This is a genomic window from Phytoactinopolyspora mesophila, from assembly GCF_010122465.1.
Taxonomy (GTDB): domain Bacteria; phylum Actinomycetota; class Actinomycetes; order Jiangellales; family Jiangellaceae; genus Phytoactinopolyspora; species Phytoactinopolyspora mesophila.
In genome coordinates this window covers 616,157-634,528 of record NZ_WLZY01000001.1, presented here as the reverse complement: position 1 = coordinate 634,528, position 18,372 = coordinate 616,157, and the positions used below count along the sequence as shown (strand labels likewise).

Sequence of the window (18,372 nt, the reverse complement as noted above, 5' to 3'; positions counted from 1 at the left end):
TTTTCCGCTCACGATCACCAAGAGGGGTGGGTGAGGTGTGGGTGGGTGGAAAGTCAACGGGAACCGGGCGCGCCGGTGACACTTCCCACACCAGGCAAGGTTTGGCAGACCTAACTTCCAACCGCTAAAGTGAGCCTCACCTAATTTAGTCCAAGCTTGCCTTGCTTACTCCTGACGCTAACGGGATTGGCAAGACGCTGTCCATAGTGGAGGTCCGGCCTGTGAAGATCCGTACGTTGCTCGGAGTGCTGGTGGTGCCCGCGTTCCTGTTGACCGCATGTGGCTCCGACGACGACTCCACCGCCAGCACGCCGGAGGACAACGGCTCCGAAACCGGGCAGAACGACGACGGCGACGCCGATGACGCGGAACCGAACGGCGACGCCGCGACCGACGGGGACGGCGGCAGCCTGACGGTCTACTCCGGACGCAGCGAGGAGCTCGTCGGGCCGATCATCGAGCGGTTCGAGGCCGAGACCGGCATCGAGGTGGCTGTCAGCTACGGCGACACGGCGGAGAAGGCGGCCCAGATTCTCGACGAGGGCCCCAACTCCCCCGCTGACGTGTTCTTCGGCCAGGACGCCGGCGCTCTCGGAGCGTTGTCGGCCGCGGACGTCCTCGCGCCGTTGTCCGACGAGCAGCTCGGCCAGGTCGAAGACGAGTATCGCTCGGCCGAAGGCGACTGGGTCGGTGTCTCGGGCCGGGCCCGTGTCGTGGTCTACAACACGGACAATCTCAACGAAGACGACCTGCCGGACACCATCAATGGGCTGACCGACCCCGAATGGGAGGGCCGGATCGGCTGGGCGCCCACCAACGGCAGCTTCCAGGCCTTCGTCACCGCGCTGCGCGTCGTCGAAGGGGACGACGCCGCCAGAGACTGGCTGGAAGCCATGCAGGACAACGGCACCCAGTCCTACGAGAAGAACGGTCCGATTGTTGATGCCGTCGCCTCGGGCGAGATCGACGCCGGACTGGTCAACCACTACTACCTGTACCCGCGGCTGGCCGAGGAGCCGGATCTGCCCGCGGCCAACAAGTTCTACGGCGACGGCGACCCCGGTGCGCTCGTCAACGTCGCGGGCGCAGGCATCCTCGAGACCTCCCAGAACCCGGAGGGTGCCGCCGCATTCGTCGACTACCTGCTCAGCGAGACCGGACAGACCTACTTCGTCGAAGAGACCTGGGAATTTCCCCTCGTCACCGGCATGGAGTCGCCGGAAGGCCTCCCCAGCCTCGACTCACTGACCCCGCCGGCGATCGACCTCGGACAGCTCGAGGACCTGCAGGGCACACTCGACCTCATCCAGCAGGCAGGAATCCTCTAGCGCGCCTACCCAGGCACCGCCGTACCGGAGCCATCATCAGCCACCGCCTCGAATCAGGACACCAGATGCTCACGACGCGCCGCCTATCCGGCCGGGCCCTCACCACCGCCGCGGTGGTGGTGGCCGCGGTGGCGCTTCTGCCCGCCGCCTACGTGCTGATCAGGGCCGGCGAGGGCGGGGTCTCGGGTGCGTGGAACGTCCTCTCACAGCCGCGCACGTTCGAGGTTCTGCTCAACACGGTCGGGCTGACCGCGGCAGTGACGGCCGCCGCGGTGCTCCTGGGGGCGCCGCTGGCATGGCTGACCGTACGTACCGACGTACCGGCGCGGCGATTGCTGACGGTCTTGCTGGCGCTGCCGCTGGCGCTGCCGTCCTACGTCGCCGCATACGCCTATGTATCGTTCCTCGGGCCACGTGGCCTGCTTCAAGGGTGGCTGGAGCCGTTGGGTGTGGAACGGCTGCCGTCGATCTACGGCTTCTGGGGTGCTTGGTTCGTTCTGACGGTCATCTCCTACCCGTATGTCTTCCTCACTGTGCGGGCAACGCTGCGACGTATCGATCCGAGCGCCGAGGAAGCCAGCCGCACACTCGGACAGTCAGCCTTCGCTACCTTTCGGCGGGTATTGATCCCCGCTCTCCGGCCGGCCCTGGCCTCCGGCGGCCTGCTCGTCGGGCTGTACACGCTCAGCGACTTCGGTGCGGTCTCCATGCTGCGCTTCGACGCGTTCACTCGCGTCATCTACATCCGCTACGGGCTGATCGACCGCTCGGGGGCGGCCGTGCTCGCACTGTTGCTCGTGGCGCTGGCGGTGGTGGTCCTGATAGCGGAGATGCGTTCGCGACGGGCGACGGCCGCCTCGCTGCACGCAGGTTCGCGTCGGGTCTGCCCGCAGCGGCTCGGAAGGTTGCGGTGGCCGGCGTTCGCGGCCGCCTCGGCCGTGTTCGTCGTCGGGGCTGCCCTGCCGGTGAGCGTCGTTTGCCTGTGGCTCGTGCGCGGTATACGTGCTGGCGAGCCGCTCCGGCTGACCGGCGAACTCGTCACCAACAGCTTGCAAGCGTCTACGCTCGCGGCAGTAGCGGTCGTGATCGCCGCCTGGCCGATCGCGCTGCTCGCGGCGCGGCACCAGAGCCGCACCACCCGGATGCTGGAGTCGGCCAGCTGGATCGGGTACGCGCTTCCGGGCGTGGTGGTGGCGCTCGGGCTGGTGTCCTTCGGGGCGCGGCAGGCACCGTTCGTCTACCAGACCATGACGATGGTGGTCATCGCCTACCTGGTGATGTTCTTGCCGCTGGCGATCGGCCCCATGAAGGCCTCGGTTCAGCAGGTCAACCCGGCGTGGGAGGAAGCCTCACGCACGCTCGGCCGGGGGTCGGCGCGCACATTCTTCGGTGTGGTGATGCCGTTGTCACGTTCCGGTGTGCTGACCGGCGGCGCGCTGGTCTTCTTGACCGTGATGAAAGAGCTGCCCGCGACGCTGATGCTGGCGCCCCCCGGCTTCTCCACCCTGGCTACACAGGTCTGGAACGCGACGTCGGAGAACTTCTACGGTCGCGCGGCCGCCCCGGCACTGGCGTTGGTGCTGCTGGCCAGCCTGCCCACCGCTCTGCTGGCGATCCGCGACGAGATCCGTCCGGACAAGAGTCGCCGGCCCGTCGAGCCGGCGCCGACCGGCCCGGTCGCGCCAGCTCTGCCGGAGCCGGAGCGCGTCCCCGTTGGCGCAGGTTCCCGCTAGCCATCTCCCGCTAAGACCCAGATTCGTCATCCCCTTTGTCGGTGATCGTCAGTGGGTTGTGGTCGTTGGCAACGGCCACAACCCACTGACGATCACCGCCGAGGTGGCGGCATGGTACGTGCTGCGCGGTATTCTCGAAGGCGATCCGGCCAGGGGCCGAATCGCCGCATCCGTACCGCGTCCCGGCACCGGATCACCGCGGAATCTCGACCGGCTGAACCACGAGAGGTGTGTTCCACGTGAGCGATCAACCCGGCTCGGCATCCGGCGGGCAGGCCAAAGGTCAGCAAACCCAGGGCGCTACGGCTCCGCCGGTGTCCGAAGAGGAAGCACGCCAGTATCTCGAACAGTTGCGAGGCGCCCCTGCCGAGCAGCTCCTCGCCGACGTCTTGTCCAGCCTGCTCACCGGGGCACAGGCGAAACTCGGCCGTCGTGATGCCCGGCTGTTGATCGACTCTAGCGGTCTCGTGGTGGATCACGCTCGGCCACACTTGCCGCAACAGTTCGTGAGCCAGGTTGACAACGTGCTCGCCCAGCTTCGGATGGCACAGATCGAGGCGGAGAAGAAGGTGGCCAGCGAGCAGCAGGACGAGCCGAACGACCTCGCGAGCGTTCCCGCGCCCCCGGCTCAGCCCGGAACGGCGACGCCCGCCCAGCAGACCCCGCCGCAGGCTCCCACCTCGAAGCTCTGGGTCCCTGGCCGCTGACCAGCCCGAAGTCGGCGCCTGAGCAGTCACCCGGCGGCAAATACCAAACCGTGATACCGCTGCGGACCTGAGTTCACCCAGCACACACGACCCGGTACGGGCTGCTTGGGCTTCAGGGCGTACGAGGATAGGCGACGGCCCCGGCACCGCTGTAGGTCAGCCGGACCCTGTCGTCGCGCCGGGCCACCGGCGCGCCGGGTGTACGGACCCGGATGATCTCATCACCGGCCAGCCGGACCAGGGACACGGTGTCATGACCGTAGAACTCCACCAGTTCGACCTGTGCGTCGCCGGACGGGTCCAGGGCGATCGCCAAAGACTCCGGGCGGACGAGTACGTCCACGGGCCCGGCAATGCTCTCTTCGAGTGTGACCGGCCCCAGCACGGTGGTGGCGAGCCGCCCGTCGGCGTGACCCGGCATCAAATTCGCGTCTCCGACGAACTCCGCCACCCATCGGTCGGCTGGCCGGGCGTACACAGCCGTGGGGGCGGCCTGCTGCACGATCCGGCCCTCACGTACCACGGCGACGTCGTCGCCCAGGACGAAGGCTTCCTCTTGATCGTGGGTGACGAACAGGGTGGTGATCCCCAGTTCGGCAAGGAGCTGGTGAACCTCTGTGCGGACCTGGCCACGCAATGCGGCGTCGAGGTTGGAGAACGGTTCGTCCAGCAGTAGGACCGAAGGGCGCGGCGCGATGGCGCGCGCCAGCGCGATCCGTTGCTGCTGGCCGCCGGAGAGCGTCTCCGGAGAACGGTCGCCGAGGTGACCCAGCCCGACCATGGCCAGGGCGTCAGCGACTCGCTCTCTGGTCTCGGCCGCCGGCAGTTTCCGCAACCCGTACCCGACATTGGCGGCCACGCTCAGATGCGGGAAGAGAGCCCAGTCCTGAAACACCATGCCCACATGCCGCCGCTCCGGGGGAACCACGTTCCGCCCGTCGGACAAGACGTGCTCTCCCACGAGGACAGTGCCGGCGTCCGGTTGCTCCAACCCCGCGATGATGCGCAGCAGGGTGGTTTTGCCGCACCCGCTGGGGCCGAGCAGCGCGAGCATCCGCCCTGCCGATATCGACAAGGAGACACCGTGCAGCACCTCGACCTCGCCGAACGACTTGGTGACGCCGACGACGTGCACGCCCGCAGTGTTCATGGGAGTCAAGGCGCCGGACACATCCAGGTGCCGGTGCCGGAGATGCGCGACACAGGTGTCCCGTGGCGCACTAGCCGACCGCCTCCATGACCTCGTCGGAGACATCGAAGTTGGCGAAAACGTTCTGGACGTCGTCGCTGTCTTCCAAGGTCTCGATGAGCCGGAAGATCTTCTTCGCGCCGTCTTCGTCCAACGGGACCGTGACCGACGGGACGAACGACGACTCGGCCGACTCATAGTCCAGGCCCGCCGCCTGGATTGCGCTTCGAACGTCGACCAGCTCGCTGGCCTCGCTGCGGATTTCGAACGACTCGCCGAGGTCTTCGACCTCTTCGGCGCCGGCGTCGAGCACGACTTCGAGCAGTTCGTCCTCATTGATGGCACGCTCGCCTTGCTGGCGAGGCACAACGACGACGCCCTTGCGGTCGAACAGGTAGGACACCGAACCGGGGTCGGCCATGGAGCCGCCGTTGCGGGTCATGGCGATGCGGACCTCGGAGGCAGCACGGTTGCGGTTGTCGGTCAGGCACTCCACGAGCACCGCGACACCGTTCGGGCCATAGCCCTCATACAGAATGGTCTGGTAGTCCGCCGCGCCGTCTTCGGCGCCTGAGCCTCGCTTGACCGCCCGATCGATGTTGTCGTTCGGCACGGACGACTTCTTGGCCTTCTGAATAGCGTCATACAGCGTCGGGTTGGCCGCTGGGTCTCCCCCACCGGTGCGCGCGGCTACCTCGATGTTCTTGATCAGCTTGGCGAACAGCTTGCCTCGCCGCGCATCGACGACAGCCTTCTTGTGTTTGGTGGTCGCCCACTTGGAGTGGCCGGACATGCGGCTAGGCCTCCTTGACGATCTCGAGGAAATGCCCGTGGACACGGGCGTCTGCGGTGAGCTCGGGGTGAAACGCCGTGGCGAGCAGCCCTCCAGCCCGTACTGCGACGATTCTACCGGCTGCCGGTCCGGTGGCGACTCGTGCCAGGACCTCTACCTGTTCTCCGACCCGCTCGACCCACGGGGCCCGGATGAAGACCGCGTGTAAGGGCGGCTGGCCGATCACCGGGAAGTCGAGTGGTGCCTCGAACGAATCGAGTTGACGGCCGAATGCGTTGCGGCGCACGGTGACATCCATACCGCCAACGGTCTCCTGGCCCGCGGCCCCGTCCTCGAGATGCTCAGCGAGCATGATCATGCCAGCGCACGAGCCATAGGCTGGCAGGCCCGCGTGTATGTGTTTGCGGAGCGGCTTGAGCAACTCGAACGAGCGCGCCAGGCGCCACATGGTGGTGGATTCGCCGCCCGGGATCACCAGGCCGTCGATGCGGTCGAGCTCGTCCGCCGTGCGTACCGCGATGGTGCGTGCGCCGAGCGACTCGAGAATGCGCCGGTGCTCGCGCACGTCGCCCTGGAGAGCCAGGACCCCTACCGTTGGTCCGTTCGACATAGGTGTGCCCGCGTTCCTATCCACTGGTGTGAACGCCGTTATCGCCGTTCAGATGTCCACCTCCACGGTAGCCGCTCGGGCGCGATCGCCAATTCGAGGCTGCGAAACCATTGAGAAGTTTTTTTGAGCAAATTAGACTCATCGCCAATCGAAACTTTGCTCTCTGCGCCTTCCGCTTTCGTCGCCACCATGCGTCATATCTCTGCGACACCCGGATGCCCGGCCGTTCTCCGGCCCGTCGATCCCTCGCCACGCGCGAACCCGTAAGGAGCATCATCGCGGATGACCAGTCAGCATTTCACTGGAATACACCAACAGGTCCTGCCTGGTGACGTGGTTCTGACCACAGTGTCTGGACGTAGGCCCGGGCCAGTGCTCGCCTTACTCGGCGGCGTGCATGGTGACGAGGACGAGGGCGTGCTGGCCGTGCTGCGGACCATCCGAGAGGTCGCAACGGCGCCACTGAGCGGCACCTTGCTCGCGGTCGCGCCAGCCAACCCGGGCGCATGGGCGGCGTCCAGCCGGCTCAACCCCCTCGACGGCGGCAATCTGGCCCGGTCGTTCCCGGGTGTACCTGGACAAGGTCCAACGGACACCGTGGCCGCCGCCCTGACCGAACACGTCATATCGGTGGCTCACGCATTGATCGACCTGCATTCGGCCGGGTTGCGTTACCGCATGCCGCTGATGAGCGGGTTCTGCCAGGGCGGCCCCGAAAGCTCACGGTCGCAACAGCTGGCCGAGGCTTTCGGCGCGCCGGTCATCTGGGCGCATCCGCGCACGGCGCCAGGACGCTCACTGTCCGCGGCGGCGGAGCACGGCGTGCCCGCCATCTACGCCGAGTGCTCCGGCGGCGGCAGCATCCGCAGTCGTGAACTCGACGCCTATGTCAGCGGCGTGCGGTCGGTCATGGCGGCGCTAGCCATGCTGCCCTCGGAGTACGCCCACGCGGGGGGCTTTCAGACCCGGGTCAGCGGCTCCGGCGATCTCGATCAGGGCGCCCAGGCGCCGGGGCACGGCCTGTTCGTCTCGTCGGTCCGGGCCGGCGCCGTGGTCACCCGGGACACCGAGATCGGCCGTCTTTACGGATACGACGGCGACCTCCTGCGCATCATCACCGCACCCGGCGACGGCATGGTCATGTTCCTGCGCCGCCAGGCGAGGACTCAGCAGGGTGATGTCTTGTACGTGATGGCCGCCGTTGACACCGACAATCAGGTCGTCACCAGCCGGCCAGAGGAGGCGGCGCAATGAGCCTCTACCAGCACGGCCTGGAGCGATATGCCGCGGATCTTCCCGATGCGGGAACTCTGGTGACTCTTGGCGAGGGCGGCACGCCGGTCCTTGACCTGCATGACACGGCGCGGCAGGCCGGGCTCGGCGGGCTGAGCGCGAAGATGGAGTCGGCCAACCCCACCGGCTCCTACAAGGACCGGGTGGCGGCCATGTCGATGTCGCTGGCCCGCCACCGTGGGTACGCGGGCTGGATCGCCACGTCGTCAGGAAACGCCGGCATGTCGCTGGCCGCCTACGGCGCCCGGGCGGCGCTGCGGGGCTTCCTGTGCCTGGTGTCCACCGCGCCGGCCGAAAAGCGGCTGCCCCTGATGCCGTACGGCGTCGAACTCGTCGCCGTACGCGGAACCGGCGACGGCGCAACCACGGCCGGAGCGGAGCTGATGGCGCAAGTACGCGCGGCGGCGGAGCGGCACAAGCTCTACCTGGGTATCACCGCCAACGCGTTCAACCCCGACGGCATGCGCGGCATCGACACGATCGGATACGAGCTGGCCGAGCAGCTTCCCGATGCCACCCACGTCTATGTCCCGGTGGGCGGCGGAGGCCTCCTGACGTCCCTGGCCCGTGGGCTGGCGGCTCGAGCCCATCCGGCAAAGGTGGTGGCTTGTCAGCCGACAGGTTGTGCGCCCGTCGTGCAGTTCCTCGACGGCGAGATCGGCGCGCCCGAGGTTGGCCGATGCGACACCATGATCTCCGCGCTTCAACTCCCCTACCCGCCCGACGGACCGGCGGCCGCGGCGGCGGTACGTGCGAGTGGCGGCTGGGGCACACATGTCAGCGACGACGAGATCCTCATGGCACAGCGCCGGCTGGCCGCCACCGAAGGGGTGTTCGTCGAGCCCGCGGCGGCGGCACCCCTCGCTGCCGTACTGGCAGATGCCGGCCGTGGCCGGCTCGGCGCCAGTGATCACCCGGTGCTGATCTGCACCGGAGCCGGCTGGAAGGATCTCGGTCGTTTTTCCGAAGACGCCCGGCGGCGGGCACCCACCGTCGGCGTCGTCGACGTTGCGGCGCGGGTCGCAGCCTGGGCTGGACAGTCATGACGTGCGTACATCTCCAACCGGACCGGCTCCACTCGAGAAGGGTTCTGACATGCGAGTTCTAGTCACCGGCGCTACCGGGCGCGTCGGAGCCAACATGGTCCGTCGGCTGCTGTCGTCTGGAGCTGACGTCAAGGCGATGGTGATGCCGGGCGATCCGCAAGCGGTGAAGCTGTCAGCCATGTCCGGTCTCGAGATCGTCGAAGCCGAGCTCACCGATCAAGCAGGCATCGACGCCGCCTGCCGCGATGTCACCCATGTGGTGCACCTTGCGGCACAGCTGGTGCGGGGCCAGACGCCGGTCGACAGGTTCTACGACATCAATGCCTTCGGGACGCTGCGGTTGCTCGAAGGCGTGGTGCGGGCCGGCGGTGTGGAGCGGTTCCTACTGGCCAGCACGGACGGGACCTACCGGCCGGGCGATCCGCCGATGGTCCCGCTGCCTGAAGACGCTCCGCAGGAGCCAGCGGACTACTACGGCACATCCAAGCTCCTAGGCGAGACGATCCTGCGAAACCATGCCGTGCAGTTCGACATCCCGTACGTCATCACCCGGTTCGCCACGGTTCTCGATCCGGTGGAGGCGTCAGGCCTGTTCCGGGTCGCGTGGCTGCGTTCGCTGCTGGGTAAGGCTGAGCTGGGCCGGGACACAAACATTTGGCAGCTGTTTCACAATCACCCGAATCTGCGACGAATCTTCGACGCCGGGGTGCAGGACGCACCGGACGACACCGCGGCCGGCCTGCTCGGGCCCGACGGCCAGCCGTGGAGTATCCACCTGCTGGATGTCCGCGACGCAGTCGAAGGGCTCTACCTGGCGCTGACCGTGCCGGGCGCCAGCGGCCGGGCGTTCAACATCACGGCGGCCGCACCGACGAAACATGACGACGGCGCATCGATCATCGCGGAGCTCTACGAAGTTCCCAAGATCATGGTTGAGATGCCGAAGACGTGGCGGCTGGAGATGGCCGTAGACGCCGCCCGCGACGTGCTCGGATACCAACCGAAGCACGATTTCCGCAGCATGGCCGAATCAGCCCGGCACGGCGGCTCTGGTGACGAGTACATTCCGGCCAGGGTGTGATCGCCGCTGACCACTCGCGACAACGACAAAGGGCAAGACGCATGGATCTGATCGGAGCGCGGAACGTGCGCGACCTGTGACGGGCAATGTACTGAGGGCACTAGCTGATCGTGAGCCTGGTGCCGTCCCAGCCGTCTGTCACCAACACGCGCACCAGCTCCGGCAACGCCGGCGGGTAGACCGTTTCCGACGTACCAGCGAGGTCACACAGCCGCCACCAGCGCAGTTCCGTCACCGATGCGCGCTCCACCGCCGTCCAGCCTCCGGTGTGGACGTCGTTGTGCCCGGTGATCGGCACGTAGTAGAACACCTCGTCCTGCCGGCACGGCCGGCCGAAGTACGGGAAGGACGCACTGCGCACCGCCACCGGGCCAACGAGGTCGTCGAGCCCGACCCGCAGGCCGCTCTCCTCGAACAGCTCGCGCACCGCGGCCGCCCGCGCTGACTCGCCCTCGTCGATGCCGCCGCCTGGTGTGAACCACCAGGTGTGCGACGGGTCCTGGACGTCGACCCCGCGAAGCAGGAGCACCTCGGCATCCGCCGCTCCACGTCCGCCGCCATGACCAGATGGGGTGCCGTCGGTCGCTACCGCGATGGTCCGGGCCGCGCGCCGGTTCCAGACCCCGTCGGCGTCCTGCTGCCATTCACGGAAAACGTGATCGGAGTCCTCCGGGTTCACCGCCGGTTCTCCGTACCCGTGGGGGCCTTACCAGCCGCGTTCAGCCAGCCGGTGCGGCTCGGGAACCTCTTCGACGTTGATGCCGACCATCGCCTCGCCCAGGCCACGGGATACCTTCGCCAGGACGTCGGGGTCGTCGTAGAACGTCGTCGCCTTGACGATGGCCTCAGCCCGCTTGGCCGGCTCTCCGGATTTGAAGATGCCCGATCCGACGAAGACACCCTCAGCACCGAGCTGCATCATCATCGCGGCGTCCGCGGGCGTGGCGATGCCGCCGGCAGTGAAAAGCACCACCGGCAGTTTCCCGGCCTCGGCGACCTCCTGGACAAGTTCGTAAGGCGCCTGGAGCTCTTTGGCCGCGACGAAGAGCTCGTCCTTGGGCAGAGACTGCAGCCGCCGGAGCTCGTCGCGGAGCTGGCGCATGTGTGTGGTGGCGTTAGAGACGTCGCCGGTGCCGGCCTCGCCCTTCGAGCGGATCATGGCCGCGCCCTCGGTGATCCGGCGCAGCGCCTCGCCGAGATTGGTGGCGCCGCAGACGAACGGCACGGTGAACTGCCACTTGTCGATGTGGTTCGTGTAGTCGGCCGGGGTGAGCACCTCGGACTCGTCAATGTAGTCAACGCCCAGGCTCTGCAGTACCTGAGCCTCGACGAAATGCCCGATCCGGGCTTTGGCCATGACCGGGATGGAGACGGCGCTGATGATGCCGTCGATGAGATCGGGGTCGCTCATACGCGCGACGCCGCCCTGGGCCCGGATGTCGGCCGGCACCCGTTCGAGCGCCATCACGGCAACGGCGCCGGCGTCCTCGGCGATCTTCGCCTGATCGGGCGTGACCACGTCCATGATCACGCCGCCCTTGAGCATCTCGGCCATGCCGCGCTTCACGCGGGCGGTGCCGGTCTGCGGCCGGGCCGGGGCCGTTGGTTGCTGCGCCTGAGTCGACGGGGTCTGCTCGGACACGGGTAATCGAACCTCTTCGTCTGAAAGGGACATGCTCCTGCCGTGCCTATCTTACGACCCGGATGGAGGTCGGCGTTGTTTGCCGGTCCGGCCGGGTGGGCCGCCCTGCCGTACCAGGAGTTGTCTGGCGTCACCATGGCCGGAGAGATGGTGAGGCAAGTGAAAACCCACCAGACATGATCATTTAGTGCGGTTCTTGATTCATCGGCGGCCGTCGCACAGCATAGCGCCGTTGTCCGCGGGCGGGTCGCGGGTTGTGCCGGACCTGAACCGAGCGCTCTGGGGGGCGAGGCGGCCGGGCTTGCCCCGGCCATGGCTGGCCGGGCCTTGCTGGCGACCGGCGTGGTTTAACACGATAATCTTCACGACAGGTATGTGCGCGCTCGTGTGAATCCTGACGGTGTCCAGCGGCGTTTTTCACCACGACGATCTTCACGACCCCGAGTATGGCGAAGCGGGCCACCCATACTCACACAACGATCTTCACGACTGGCGAACACCACAACCCGGGCGCCCCCACCGGCCCGGAAGAACCCACCCCGGTGACCACTCACGAACTCACGTGCCCCAAGAGCCCTGAATTCTCAGGTGGAGCGGAGGCTGGACGTAGCGGGGCGGGTTAGAGGTGGATGCCGAGCAGAGTGTCGGTCGTGGCGCGGATCAGCGGCGGGGCTGACGGGTCGGCCGCGGCTGAGGTGGAGCCGCCGCGGACTTCGAGGGTTTCGGCGGCCCACGTGTCGATCGCGTGCACGGCGCCGACGGTGTCCAGATCGTCGGCCAGCCGGCGGCGGACCTCCTCGATCACCGGCTCGGCCGGCGGGCCGGCCGAAGCCGAGGCTGCCTCGCGCCAGCGCCGCAGCCGCAGGGAGGCGTCGTCGAGCATCTCCTCGGTCCATTCCCAGTCGGAGCGGTAGTGCTGTGTGTAGAGCGCCAGCCGGACCGCGCCCGGGTCCTGGTCGGAGCGTCTCAAAGCGGCGGCGAAGACGAGGTTTCCCAGCGACTTGGACATCTTCTCGCCCTGGTAGCCGACCATCCCCGCGTGCACGTAGGTGTGCGCGAACGGCCACCGGCCGGTGGCCACATGCGCCTCGGATGCGCACATCTCATGGTGCGGGAACACGAGGTCGCTCCCCCCGCCTTGCACGTCGAACCCGCCGCCCTGGTCCAGGTGATGCAGCGCGATCGCCGTGCACTCGATGTGCCAGCCCGGCCGCCCGGCCCCGTACGGGCTCGGCCAGGACGGCTCCCCCGGGCGCTCCAGGCGCCACACGAGGCAGTCCAGCGGGTCCTTCTTGCCCGGTCGGTCCGGGTCGCCACCTCGCTCGGCGAACAACGTGCGCATGGTGGCGTCGTCGAGGTTGCAGATCTCACCGAATCGCGGATCGGACCGGACCGAGAAATATAGGTCTCCCTCGACTTCGTAGACCGCTGCCTTGTCCTTGAGACGGGCGATCAGCTCGATGATCTGCGGGATCGAATCGACGGCGCTGACGTAGTGATTCGGCGGCAGCACCCGAAGCCAGGCCATATCCGATCGGAAGAGGTCTGTCTGCTCGGCCGCGAGCTCGGCCCAGTGCTGTCCGGTGCTGGTCGCGCGCTCGATCAGGGGGTCGTCGATATCGGTCACGTTCTGCACGTAGCGCACGTCGTGACCCGCGTCCTGCCACACGCGGTTGAGCACGTCGAAAGCTACGTACGTCGCCGCGTGGCCGATGTGGGTGGCGTCGTACGGAGTGATACCGCACACGTACAGCGAGGCCTGCGACGCCGGGGCTGCCGTGCGCATCGAGCCTGACGCAGTGTCGAACAAGTGAACGGGAAAACCTTTGCCGGGCAATGGCCGGCGGTCTGGAGCTGCCCAGGCACGCATATCTCTGAGCCTAAGGGTTCAGAACACCGGCCACGGCACCGGCATCCGGCCTTCAGGCTCGGGCAGCCGGTTGAGCTGCAACAACGCCGTGATCCGGTCGCCGATCGCCGCTAGCTCGGCTTCCTCGAGCAGCTCCGCCAGCCGGGCGCCCACCACGTTGCCGAGGGCGGAGCGCAGCCGTTGCAGCGCTTCGCGTTCGGCTTCAGTCAGCTCCTGACCCGCCCACCCCCACAGCACGGTGCGAAGCTTCGGCTCACGGTGGAACGAGACCCCATGGTCGACACCGACGACGGCGGCCATCTCCTCGTCCAGGCCGGGGTCTCCGGTCAGCACGTGCCCGCCCTTGCGATCGGCATTGTTGACCACCGCGTCGAACAATGCCAGCCGGCGCAACCCGGCATGATCGCGATGCACGAGCACTACCGCCTGGCCCTCTGCGTCCACCGCCTCGAGGATGGGTAGCGCTCCCTCCGGGACCGCGTCCGGCGCGACGACATCAACCCAGCTCGGTGCTCCTTCCGGCTGATCGACCCAGAGCTGGCACATGCCGGCGCCGAACGGACCGTCTGCACGCATGACGGTGGGTGGGACGACGTGCCAGCCCAGGGCTTCGGACACGATGTACGCGGCCACCTCACGAGCGGCCAGTGTGCCGTCCGGGAAATCCCACAACGGCCGCTCGCCCCTGATCGGCTTGTACACACACCGGGCCCGGCGCTCGCCGAGGGCGACCTCGCCGAGCAACGTGACATTCGATGCCACGACGAGGCGGCCCTCGACCGTGAGTTCGCCGCGCGCCAGCAATCCCAGCAGATCCACAGTGTCAGTCCCGCCGACGGTAACCATTCTGGCGCGGGCAGATGTGGCCGTCCGGATCGAGAGAATGCCCGCACAACGGGCACGGCGGCCGGCCGGCCGCGACCAGTGCCTGGGCCCGCTTGGCGAAGGCTCGCGCCGCACCACCAGTGAGTTTGACCTGAAAGACGTCCCGGGTGGATTCGTCGAGATTCTCCGGCGGCTCTTCCTCCTCGGCTCCGGGCTCCCCCGCGGCGTAGGCGGTGATCACCACCTTCTCGGTCTCGCCTTCCCACGCCAGGGTGATGGTCCCCACCCGGAATTCTTCGACAATGGGCTGTTCGAGCGGCTCGAGGTCTTCGTCGTCGGCAGGGGGCACGGCAGGCACGGATGCCTGACCGCTGGTGCGGCGCAGGATCTCGTCGAGCATCGCATCCACCCGTTCGGCCAGCACCGAGACTTGTTCCTTCTCCAGTACGACGCTGGCCAGCTGCCGTTCGTCACGTGCCTGAAGAAAGAACGTACGCTCCCCCGGCTGGCCGACCGTACCGGCGACGAATCTGTCCGGAGATTCGAATCTGAAGACCTGAGCAGCCACGTCGTTCACCCTATCCCGCGCCGTGCCCCGCTCCTCCACCGACGACGCCGTCGCTGGAAGGTGCCCGCCGACGGCGCCGCGCTGACCACAAAGACCGCAGGTCATCGCCGGTGTCGTTGAGCCGGAGGACGAATGGGCGGCGCTCGGTATACGAGATGGCCGTCACCGATCCGGGACTCACGGTGAGTCTCTGGAAGTGATCGAGATGCATACCCAGCGCGTCGGCGACCACGGACTTGATCACGTCGCCATGAGAGACCGCGATCCAGGTCGCATTGGCGCCGTCAGCGGAGGCCACCTGCGCGTCATGGTCGCGGATCGCCTCGACCGCGCGGGCCTGCATCGCGCGCATTGCCTCACCGTCGGGGAAGACCGCCCCGGACGGATGTTCTTGAACCACCTTCCACAAAGCGGTGCGGCGCAACTCGTTCAGCCGTGCGCCGGTCCACTGCCCGTAGTCGCACTCCAGGAGCCGCTCATCGAGGCGCACATCACCGGAGAAGAAGCCGGCGGTCTGCACACACCTTTCGAGCGGGCTGCTGACCACCCGCGCCGGGATTCGGCCGCCGAGGCGAGCGCTGAGCTGCCGGATCTGTTCCTCACCGGTTTCGTCCAACGGGACTCCGGGCGCGCGCCCAGCCAGCGTCCCGGAAGCGTTCGCATTGGTACGGCCGTGGCGGATGAGTAAAACGACAGGCACGTTCCGAAGCTTAGAGCCCTCGAGATCAGGGGCGCGGGACAGGGAGCGGATTCGGGAACCTTGACCACCAGATCACCGTTTCCTTCCCATGGTGATCGACAGTGGGTTGTGGTGGGCGACACACCGCCACGACCCACTGACGATCACCAGATCGCGACCACAGCGCACTGTCGATCACCGGGGGAAATGTGGCCGATTCACCCGATGTCGTGACCATTTTGCAACTGTCTGTACTATTGACCCGGTTCATCCCGGTGGGATATCGAGCGTCCAGCTCGCGAACTCCGTCGGAATGCGCTATGCAGTACAGGGACACACTTGACGTCCGCCTCCGGCGCCGGCGGCCCACAAGGCTCAGCGCACCGGTCAGAAAGGAGCAGTAGCACGTATATGCGGCGCCCACGACGTGACGTCCTCGCGGTTGCGGCAGCTTGTGCCGGCCTGACTCTCGCTGCAGTCGGCCTGCCGGCCAATGCCGGACCTGCCAGCCCACTGATCCCTTCCTCGACAGCCGCCGGCGGCACCCCAGCCTTTACCTCATGGCTGACGACGGCCGACCAGCCGACTCAGGAGCCCACCGAGGAACCGACCGAGGAACCGACGGACGGCCCCAGCGACGAACCGGCCGACGATCCCGCGGACGATCTGGACGACCAGCCCACCGCCCCGCCCACTGACAACCCTCCCCAAGATCCTTTCGAGGGTGAACGGCAAGATCCGGGTGAGGCTTATGAAGCAGCACTACGCGACGCGCAAACCGTGGCGGTAGCCGAGGCGCAGCGCCTCTTGCAGAGTGCGCTGACCGACATCGACGAGGCCGCGGCCGGCGTGGAACAAGCCCGCGCCGACGCCGAAGCGGCGAGGGAAGCCGAAGAGGCCGCCCAGCGTGAGGCGAAGGTGGCCGCCGAGGTCGTCGAGCGCACCCAGCGCGAGATCGAGGCCATTCAGTCGAACACCACCGGCGCGAAGGCGGCTGTCGGTACGGTGATCCAAGAGGCGTACCAGAACAACGGTCTTTCTACCGTCGGAGTGCTCCTGGGTGCCGATAGCCCGGAAGAGCTCAGTGACCGATACGTAGGCATGCAGACGCTACTGCGCGCCAGCGACACCGCACTCGGGCGCCTGGCGGCGGACGAAGCCGACCTGCGTAATGCGCTGTCGACCTTGGAGGGGCAGCGCAAGGAGAAAGAAGACCTCGCGGACGAGGCCGCCGAGAAGTCCACCGAGCTCGAGGCCGCCGAGGCCGCGGCGGAAGAAGCTCAAGCGGCGCAAGAAGAGAAGCTCGAAGAGTACGAACACGCGCTAGCGCTGGCCGAGGAGGCCGCGCTCGAGGACTACCAGCTCTACATGGAGCAACTGGACGAAGCCACGGCCGTCGGCGAGTACCTCGACAGCCTGACCGAGGAGGACTTCGGGCCCAGTCAAGGCACCGGCTCGTTCGTCCGGCCGGCGACGGGCCAGGTCACCTCACCTTATGGGCAGCGGCTGCATCCCATTCTGGGCTACGTCAAGGTGCACACCGGCATCGATTTCGCCCGCGGTGACGGCAACATCTACGCCGCCGACTCCGGGACCGTCGTCGAGGCCAAGTTCAACCGGGCCTACGGATACATGGTGATCGTCGACCATGGCGTGTTCGACGGCCAGCGACTCAGCACGCTCTACGCCCATCAGACCGGTTTGAGCGTCAGCGCCGGACAGCAGGTCCAACAGGGCCAGGTAATCGGCAAGATCGGATCCACCGGATACTCCACCGGGCCCCACCTGCACTTCGAAGTCCTTCTCAACGGCCAGCACACCGATCCTGGCCCTTGGCTCGCAGGGGCGTCGCGGCCGTGACGTATCGGCGCTGACCTTCAACGCTCGCGGCCGGTCGCCTATCGGGCGCCCGGCCGCGCTTGCCATGGCTTCACTCCGCCAAACCCGCCGCTTCCACGGATTCGGACATGACACGAAGGGTTTGCCGGCGTTCGTCGGCAGAGCCGCTCAGGACCGACACGGACAAGGTGCTCACCCCGGACTCGGCATAGGCTTGCAGGCGGTCGGTGATTCGCTCCGCCGGACCGATGAGTGAGGTCTGGTCGATGAACTCGAGCGGCACCGCCTCGGCCGCCGCTCGGTACTGCCGGTCGAGGAAGAGCTCCTGAACGCGCGCCGCGGCCTCCTCGAACCCCATCCGTACCGCGAGCTGGTTGTAGAAGTTCTTGTCCCGGCTGCCCATACCGCCCAGGTATAGCGCGGTATAAGAGCGGATCGGCTCCGCACACGCCTCGACGTCAGGCCCGACGACTACCGGAACGGTGGGGACGACGTCGAACCCGGCCAGCGTCGCCCCGGCCCGCCGCCGCCCCTCGGTGATCCGCTCCAGCGCGGCGCCCGCGTGCTCCGGGGCATAGAAGATCGCCAGCCAGCCGTCGGCGATCTCCCCAGTGAGCTCAAGGTTCTTGGGTCCGATCGAGGCGAGGTACACCGGGATGTGCTCGCGCTCGGGACGCACGGTGAGCTGTAAGGCTTTCCCCGGGCCGTCGGGCAGCGGCAGCTGCACGTGCCGGCCGTCGTAGCGCAGCCGCTGGCGAGATAACGCGAGACGGACCACATCAACGTACTCGCGGGTTCTGCCGAGCGGGCGATCGAAGCGCACTCCGTGCCAACCTTCCGACACCTGCGGCCCGGAAACGCCTAGCCCCAACCGGAACCGGCCGCCGGAGAGCGCGTCGAGGGTCGCTGCCGTCATGGCCGTGGTGGCGGGGGTACGAGCCGGAATCTGCATCACGGCGCTGCCGATGTCGATCCGTTCGGTTTGCGCCGCGATCCAGGAGAGAATCGTCGGGGCATCGGAGCCGTAGGCCTCGGCGGCCCACACACTCGAGTACCCGAGCTGATCGGCTTCTTGCGCGAGCGTCAGATGGTCGCGAGCGTTCTCGTTTCCCCAGTACCCGAGGTTCAGTGCCAGCCGCATCTGACGACTCTACCGGCCGCGTCTGCGT

The 18,372-nt window shown here is 67.4% G+C and carries 17 protein-coding genes; 7 read left to right on the top strand and 10 right to left on the bottom strand.

Going from position 1 to position 18,372, the window contains the following annotated elements; translation table 11 throughout:
* The first annotated feature begins 221 nt into the window (after positions 1-221).
* From F7O44_RS02845 to F7O44_RS02835, 3 genes are all read left to right on the top strand, one after another.
* Positions 222-1,328, top strand: coding sequence for an extracellular solute-binding protein (locus F7O44_RS02845; RefSeq protein WP_162448649.1), 1,107 nt, complete (start codon positions 222-224; stop codon positions 1,326-1,328).
* A 65-nt stretch (positions 1,329-1,393) separates the two neighbouring features.
* Positions 1,394-3,061: an ABC transporter permease gene (locus tag F7O44_RS02840; protein ID WP_162448648.1), complete on the top strand. Its 1,668-nt coding sequence runs from the start codon at positions 1,394-1,396 to the stop codon at positions 3,059-3,061.
* A gap of 239 nt (positions 3,062-3,300) precedes the next feature.
* A complete protein-coding gene (locus tag F7O44_RS02835; protein ID WP_162448647.1) occupies positions 3,301-3,768 on the top strand; it encodes a hypothetical protein in 468 nt (155 codons plus the stop codon).
* Positions 3,769-3,880: 112 nt separating this feature from the next.
* On the opposite strand, the gene F7O44_RS02830 is transcribed toward F7O44_RS02835, so the two are convergent.
* The 3 genes from F7O44_RS02830 to pdxT form a co-directional block, all read right to left on the bottom strand.
* Positions 3,881-4,918 carry an ABC transporter ATP-binding protein gene (locus F7O44_RS02830; protein ID WP_162448646.1) on the bottom strand — a complete coding sequence of 346 codons (1,038 nt, stop codon included), beginning with the start codon at positions 4,916-4,918 and terminating at the stop codon, positions 3,881-3,883.
* A 70-nt stretch (positions 4,919-4,988) separates the two neighbouring features.
* Positions 4,989-5,750, bottom strand: coding sequence for a YebC/PmpR family DNA-binding transcriptional regulator (locus F7O44_RS02825; RefSeq protein WP_162448645.1), 762 nt, complete (start codon positions 5,748-5,750; stop codon positions 4,989-4,991).
* Between the two features lie 4 nt (positions 5,751-5,754).
* On the bottom strand, positions 5,755-6,360 hold the full coding sequence (pdxT, locus tag F7O44_RS02820; RefSeq protein WP_162448644.1) for a pyridoxal 5'-phosphate synthase glutaminase subunit PdxT: 606 nt from the start codon (positions 6,358-6,360) through the stop codon (positions 5,755-5,757).
* Positions 6,361-6,642: 282 nt separating this feature from the next.
* Here pdxT and F7O44_RS02815 point away from each other — a divergent pair, with 282 nt between their 5' ends.
* The 3 genes from F7O44_RS02815 to F7O44_RS02805 are packed head-to-tail and all read left to right on the top strand — an operon-like array spanning position 6,643 to position 9,780.
* Entirely contained in the window at positions 6,643-7,614 is a 972-nt protein-coding gene (locus F7O44_RS02815; RefSeq protein WP_162448643.1) for a succinylglutamate desuccinylase/aspartoacylase family protein, read from the top strand.
* On the top strand, positions 7,611-8,699 hold the full coding sequence (locus F7O44_RS02810) for a pyridoxal-phosphate dependent enzyme (protein ID WP_162448642.1): 1,089 nt from the start codon (positions 7,611-7,613) through the stop codon (positions 8,697-8,699). The genes F7O44_RS02815 and F7O44_RS02810 overlap by 4 nt, the downstream gene beginning before the upstream one ends.
* Positions 8,700-8,748: 49 nt before the next feature.
* Positions 8,749-9,780 carry an NAD-dependent epimerase/dehydratase family protein gene (locus F7O44_RS02805; RefSeq protein ID WP_162448641.1) on the top strand — a complete coding sequence of 344 codons (1,032 nt, stop codon included), beginning with the start codon at positions 8,749-8,751 and terminating at the stop codon, positions 9,778-9,780.
* Positions 9,781-9,880: 100 nt separating this feature from the next.
* Here F7O44_RS02805 and F7O44_RS02800 read toward each other — a convergent pair whose 3' ends face one another.
* From F7O44_RS02800 to F7O44_RS02775, 6 genes are all read right to left on the bottom strand, one after another.
* Entirely contained in the window at positions 9,881-10,459 is a 579-nt protein-coding gene (locus F7O44_RS02800) for an NUDIX domain-containing protein (protein ID WP_162448640.1), read from the bottom strand.
* A gap of 27 nt (positions 10,460-10,486) precedes the next feature.
* Entirely contained in the window at positions 10,487-11,455 is a 969-nt protein-coding gene (gene pdxS / locus F7O44_RS02795; protein ID WP_222850986.1) for a pyridoxal 5'-phosphate synthase lyase subunit PdxS, read from the bottom strand.
* A gap of 586 nt (positions 11,456-12,041) precedes the next feature.
* Complete coding sequence (mshC, locus tag F7O44_RS02790) at positions 12,042-13,292, bottom strand: cysteine--1-D-myo-inosityl 2-amino-2-deoxy-alpha-D-glucopyranoside ligase (protein ID WP_162448638.1); 1,251 nt, start codon at positions 13,290-13,292, stop codon at positions 12,042-12,044.
* An 18-nt stretch (positions 13,293-13,310) separates the two neighbouring features.
* Positions 13,311-14,138: an SCO1664 family protein gene (locus tag F7O44_RS02785; RefSeq protein WP_174255870.1), complete on the bottom strand. Its 828-nt coding sequence runs from the start codon at positions 14,136-14,138 to the stop codon at positions 13,311-13,313.
* Positions 14,116-14,685 carry a DUF3090 family protein gene (locus tag F7O44_RS02780; RefSeq protein ID WP_162448637.1) on the bottom strand — a complete coding sequence of 190 codons (570 nt, stop codon included), beginning with the start codon at positions 14,683-14,685 and terminating at the stop codon, positions 14,116-14,118. The genes F7O44_RS02785 and F7O44_RS02780 overlap by 23 nt, the downstream gene beginning before the upstream one ends.
* A 10-nt stretch (positions 14,686-14,695) precedes the next feature.
* Positions 14,696-15,385: an MSMEG_4193 family putative phosphomutase gene (locus F7O44_RS02775; RefSeq protein WP_162448636.1), complete on the bottom strand. Its 690-nt coding sequence runs from the start codon at positions 15,383-15,385 to the stop codon at positions 14,696-14,698.
* A gap of 390 nt (positions 15,386-15,775) precedes the next feature.
* Between F7O44_RS02775 and F7O44_RS02770 the strand changes: the two genes are divergently transcribed.
* Positions 15,776-17,224: a M23 family metallopeptidase gene (locus F7O44_RS02770; RefSeq protein WP_162448635.1), complete on the top strand. Its 1,449-nt coding sequence runs from the start codon at positions 15,776-15,778 to the stop codon at positions 17,222-17,224.
* Positions 17,225-17,294: 70 nt separating this feature from the next.
* Here F7O44_RS02770 and F7O44_RS02765 read toward each other — a convergent pair whose 3' ends face one another.
* The gene (locus F7O44_RS02765) at positions 17,295-18,344 is read right to left on the bottom strand and encodes an LLM class F420-dependent oxidoreductase (RefSeq protein ID WP_162448634.1); all 1,050 of its coding nucleotides are present in this window, start codon (positions 18,342-18,344) and stop codon (positions 17,295-17,297) included.
* Positions 18,345-18,372 lie beyond the last annotated feature (28 nt).

What these genes read in the sequence shown, in the direction of transcription:
- F7O44_RS02840 (WP_162448648.1), top strand. Translation starts at nt 1,394, where the DNA reads ATGCTCACGACGCGCCGCCTATCCGGCCGGGCCCTCACCACCGCCGCG.
- F7O44_RS02805 (WP_162448641.1), top strand. Translation starts at nt 8,749, where the DNA reads ATGCGAGTTCTAGTCACCGGCGCTACCGGGCGCGTCGGAGCCAACATG.
- F7O44_RS02830 (WP_162448646.1), bottom strand. Translation starts at nt 4,918, where the DNA reads ATGAACACTGCGGGCGTGCACGTCGTCGGCGTCACCAAGTCGTTCGGC.
- pdxT (WP_162448644.1), bottom strand. Translation starts at nt 6,360, where the DNA reads ATGTCGAACGGACCAACGGTAGGGGTCCTGGCTCTCCAGGGCGACGTG.
- F7O44_RS02825 (WP_162448645.1), bottom strand. Translation starts at nt 5,750, where the DNA reads ATGTCCGGCCACTCCAAGTGGGCGACCACCAAACACAAGAAGGCTGTC.
- pdxS (WP_222850986.1), bottom strand. Translation starts at nt 11,455, where the DNA reads ATGTCCCTTTCAGACGAAGAGGTTCGATTACCCGTGTCCGAGCAGACC.
- F7O44_RS02815 (WP_162448643.1), top strand. Translation starts at nt 6,643, where the DNA reads ATGACCAGTCAGCATTTCACTGGAATACACCAACAGGTCCTGCCTGGT.
- F7O44_RS02770 (WP_162448635.1), top strand. Translation starts at nt 15,776, where the DNA reads ATGCGGCGCCCACGACGTGACGTCCTCGCGGTTGCGGCAGCTTGTGCC.
- F7O44_RS02810 (WP_162448642.1), top strand. Translation starts at nt 7,611, where the DNA reads ATGAGCCTCTACCAGCACGGCCTGGAGCGATATGCCGCGGATCTTCCC.
- mshC (WP_162448638.1), bottom strand. Translation starts at nt 13,292, where the DNA reads ATGCGTGCCTGGGCAGCTCCAGACCGCCGGCCATTGCCCGGCAAAGGT.
- F7O44_RS02765 (WP_162448634.1), bottom strand. Translation starts at nt 18,344, where the DNA reads ATGCGGCTGGCACTGAACCTCGGGTACTGGGGAAACGAGAACGCTCGC.
- F7O44_RS02785 (WP_174255870.1), bottom strand. Translation starts at nt 14,138, where the DNA reads ATGGTTACCGTCGGCGGGACTGACACTGTGGATCTGCTGGGATTGCTG.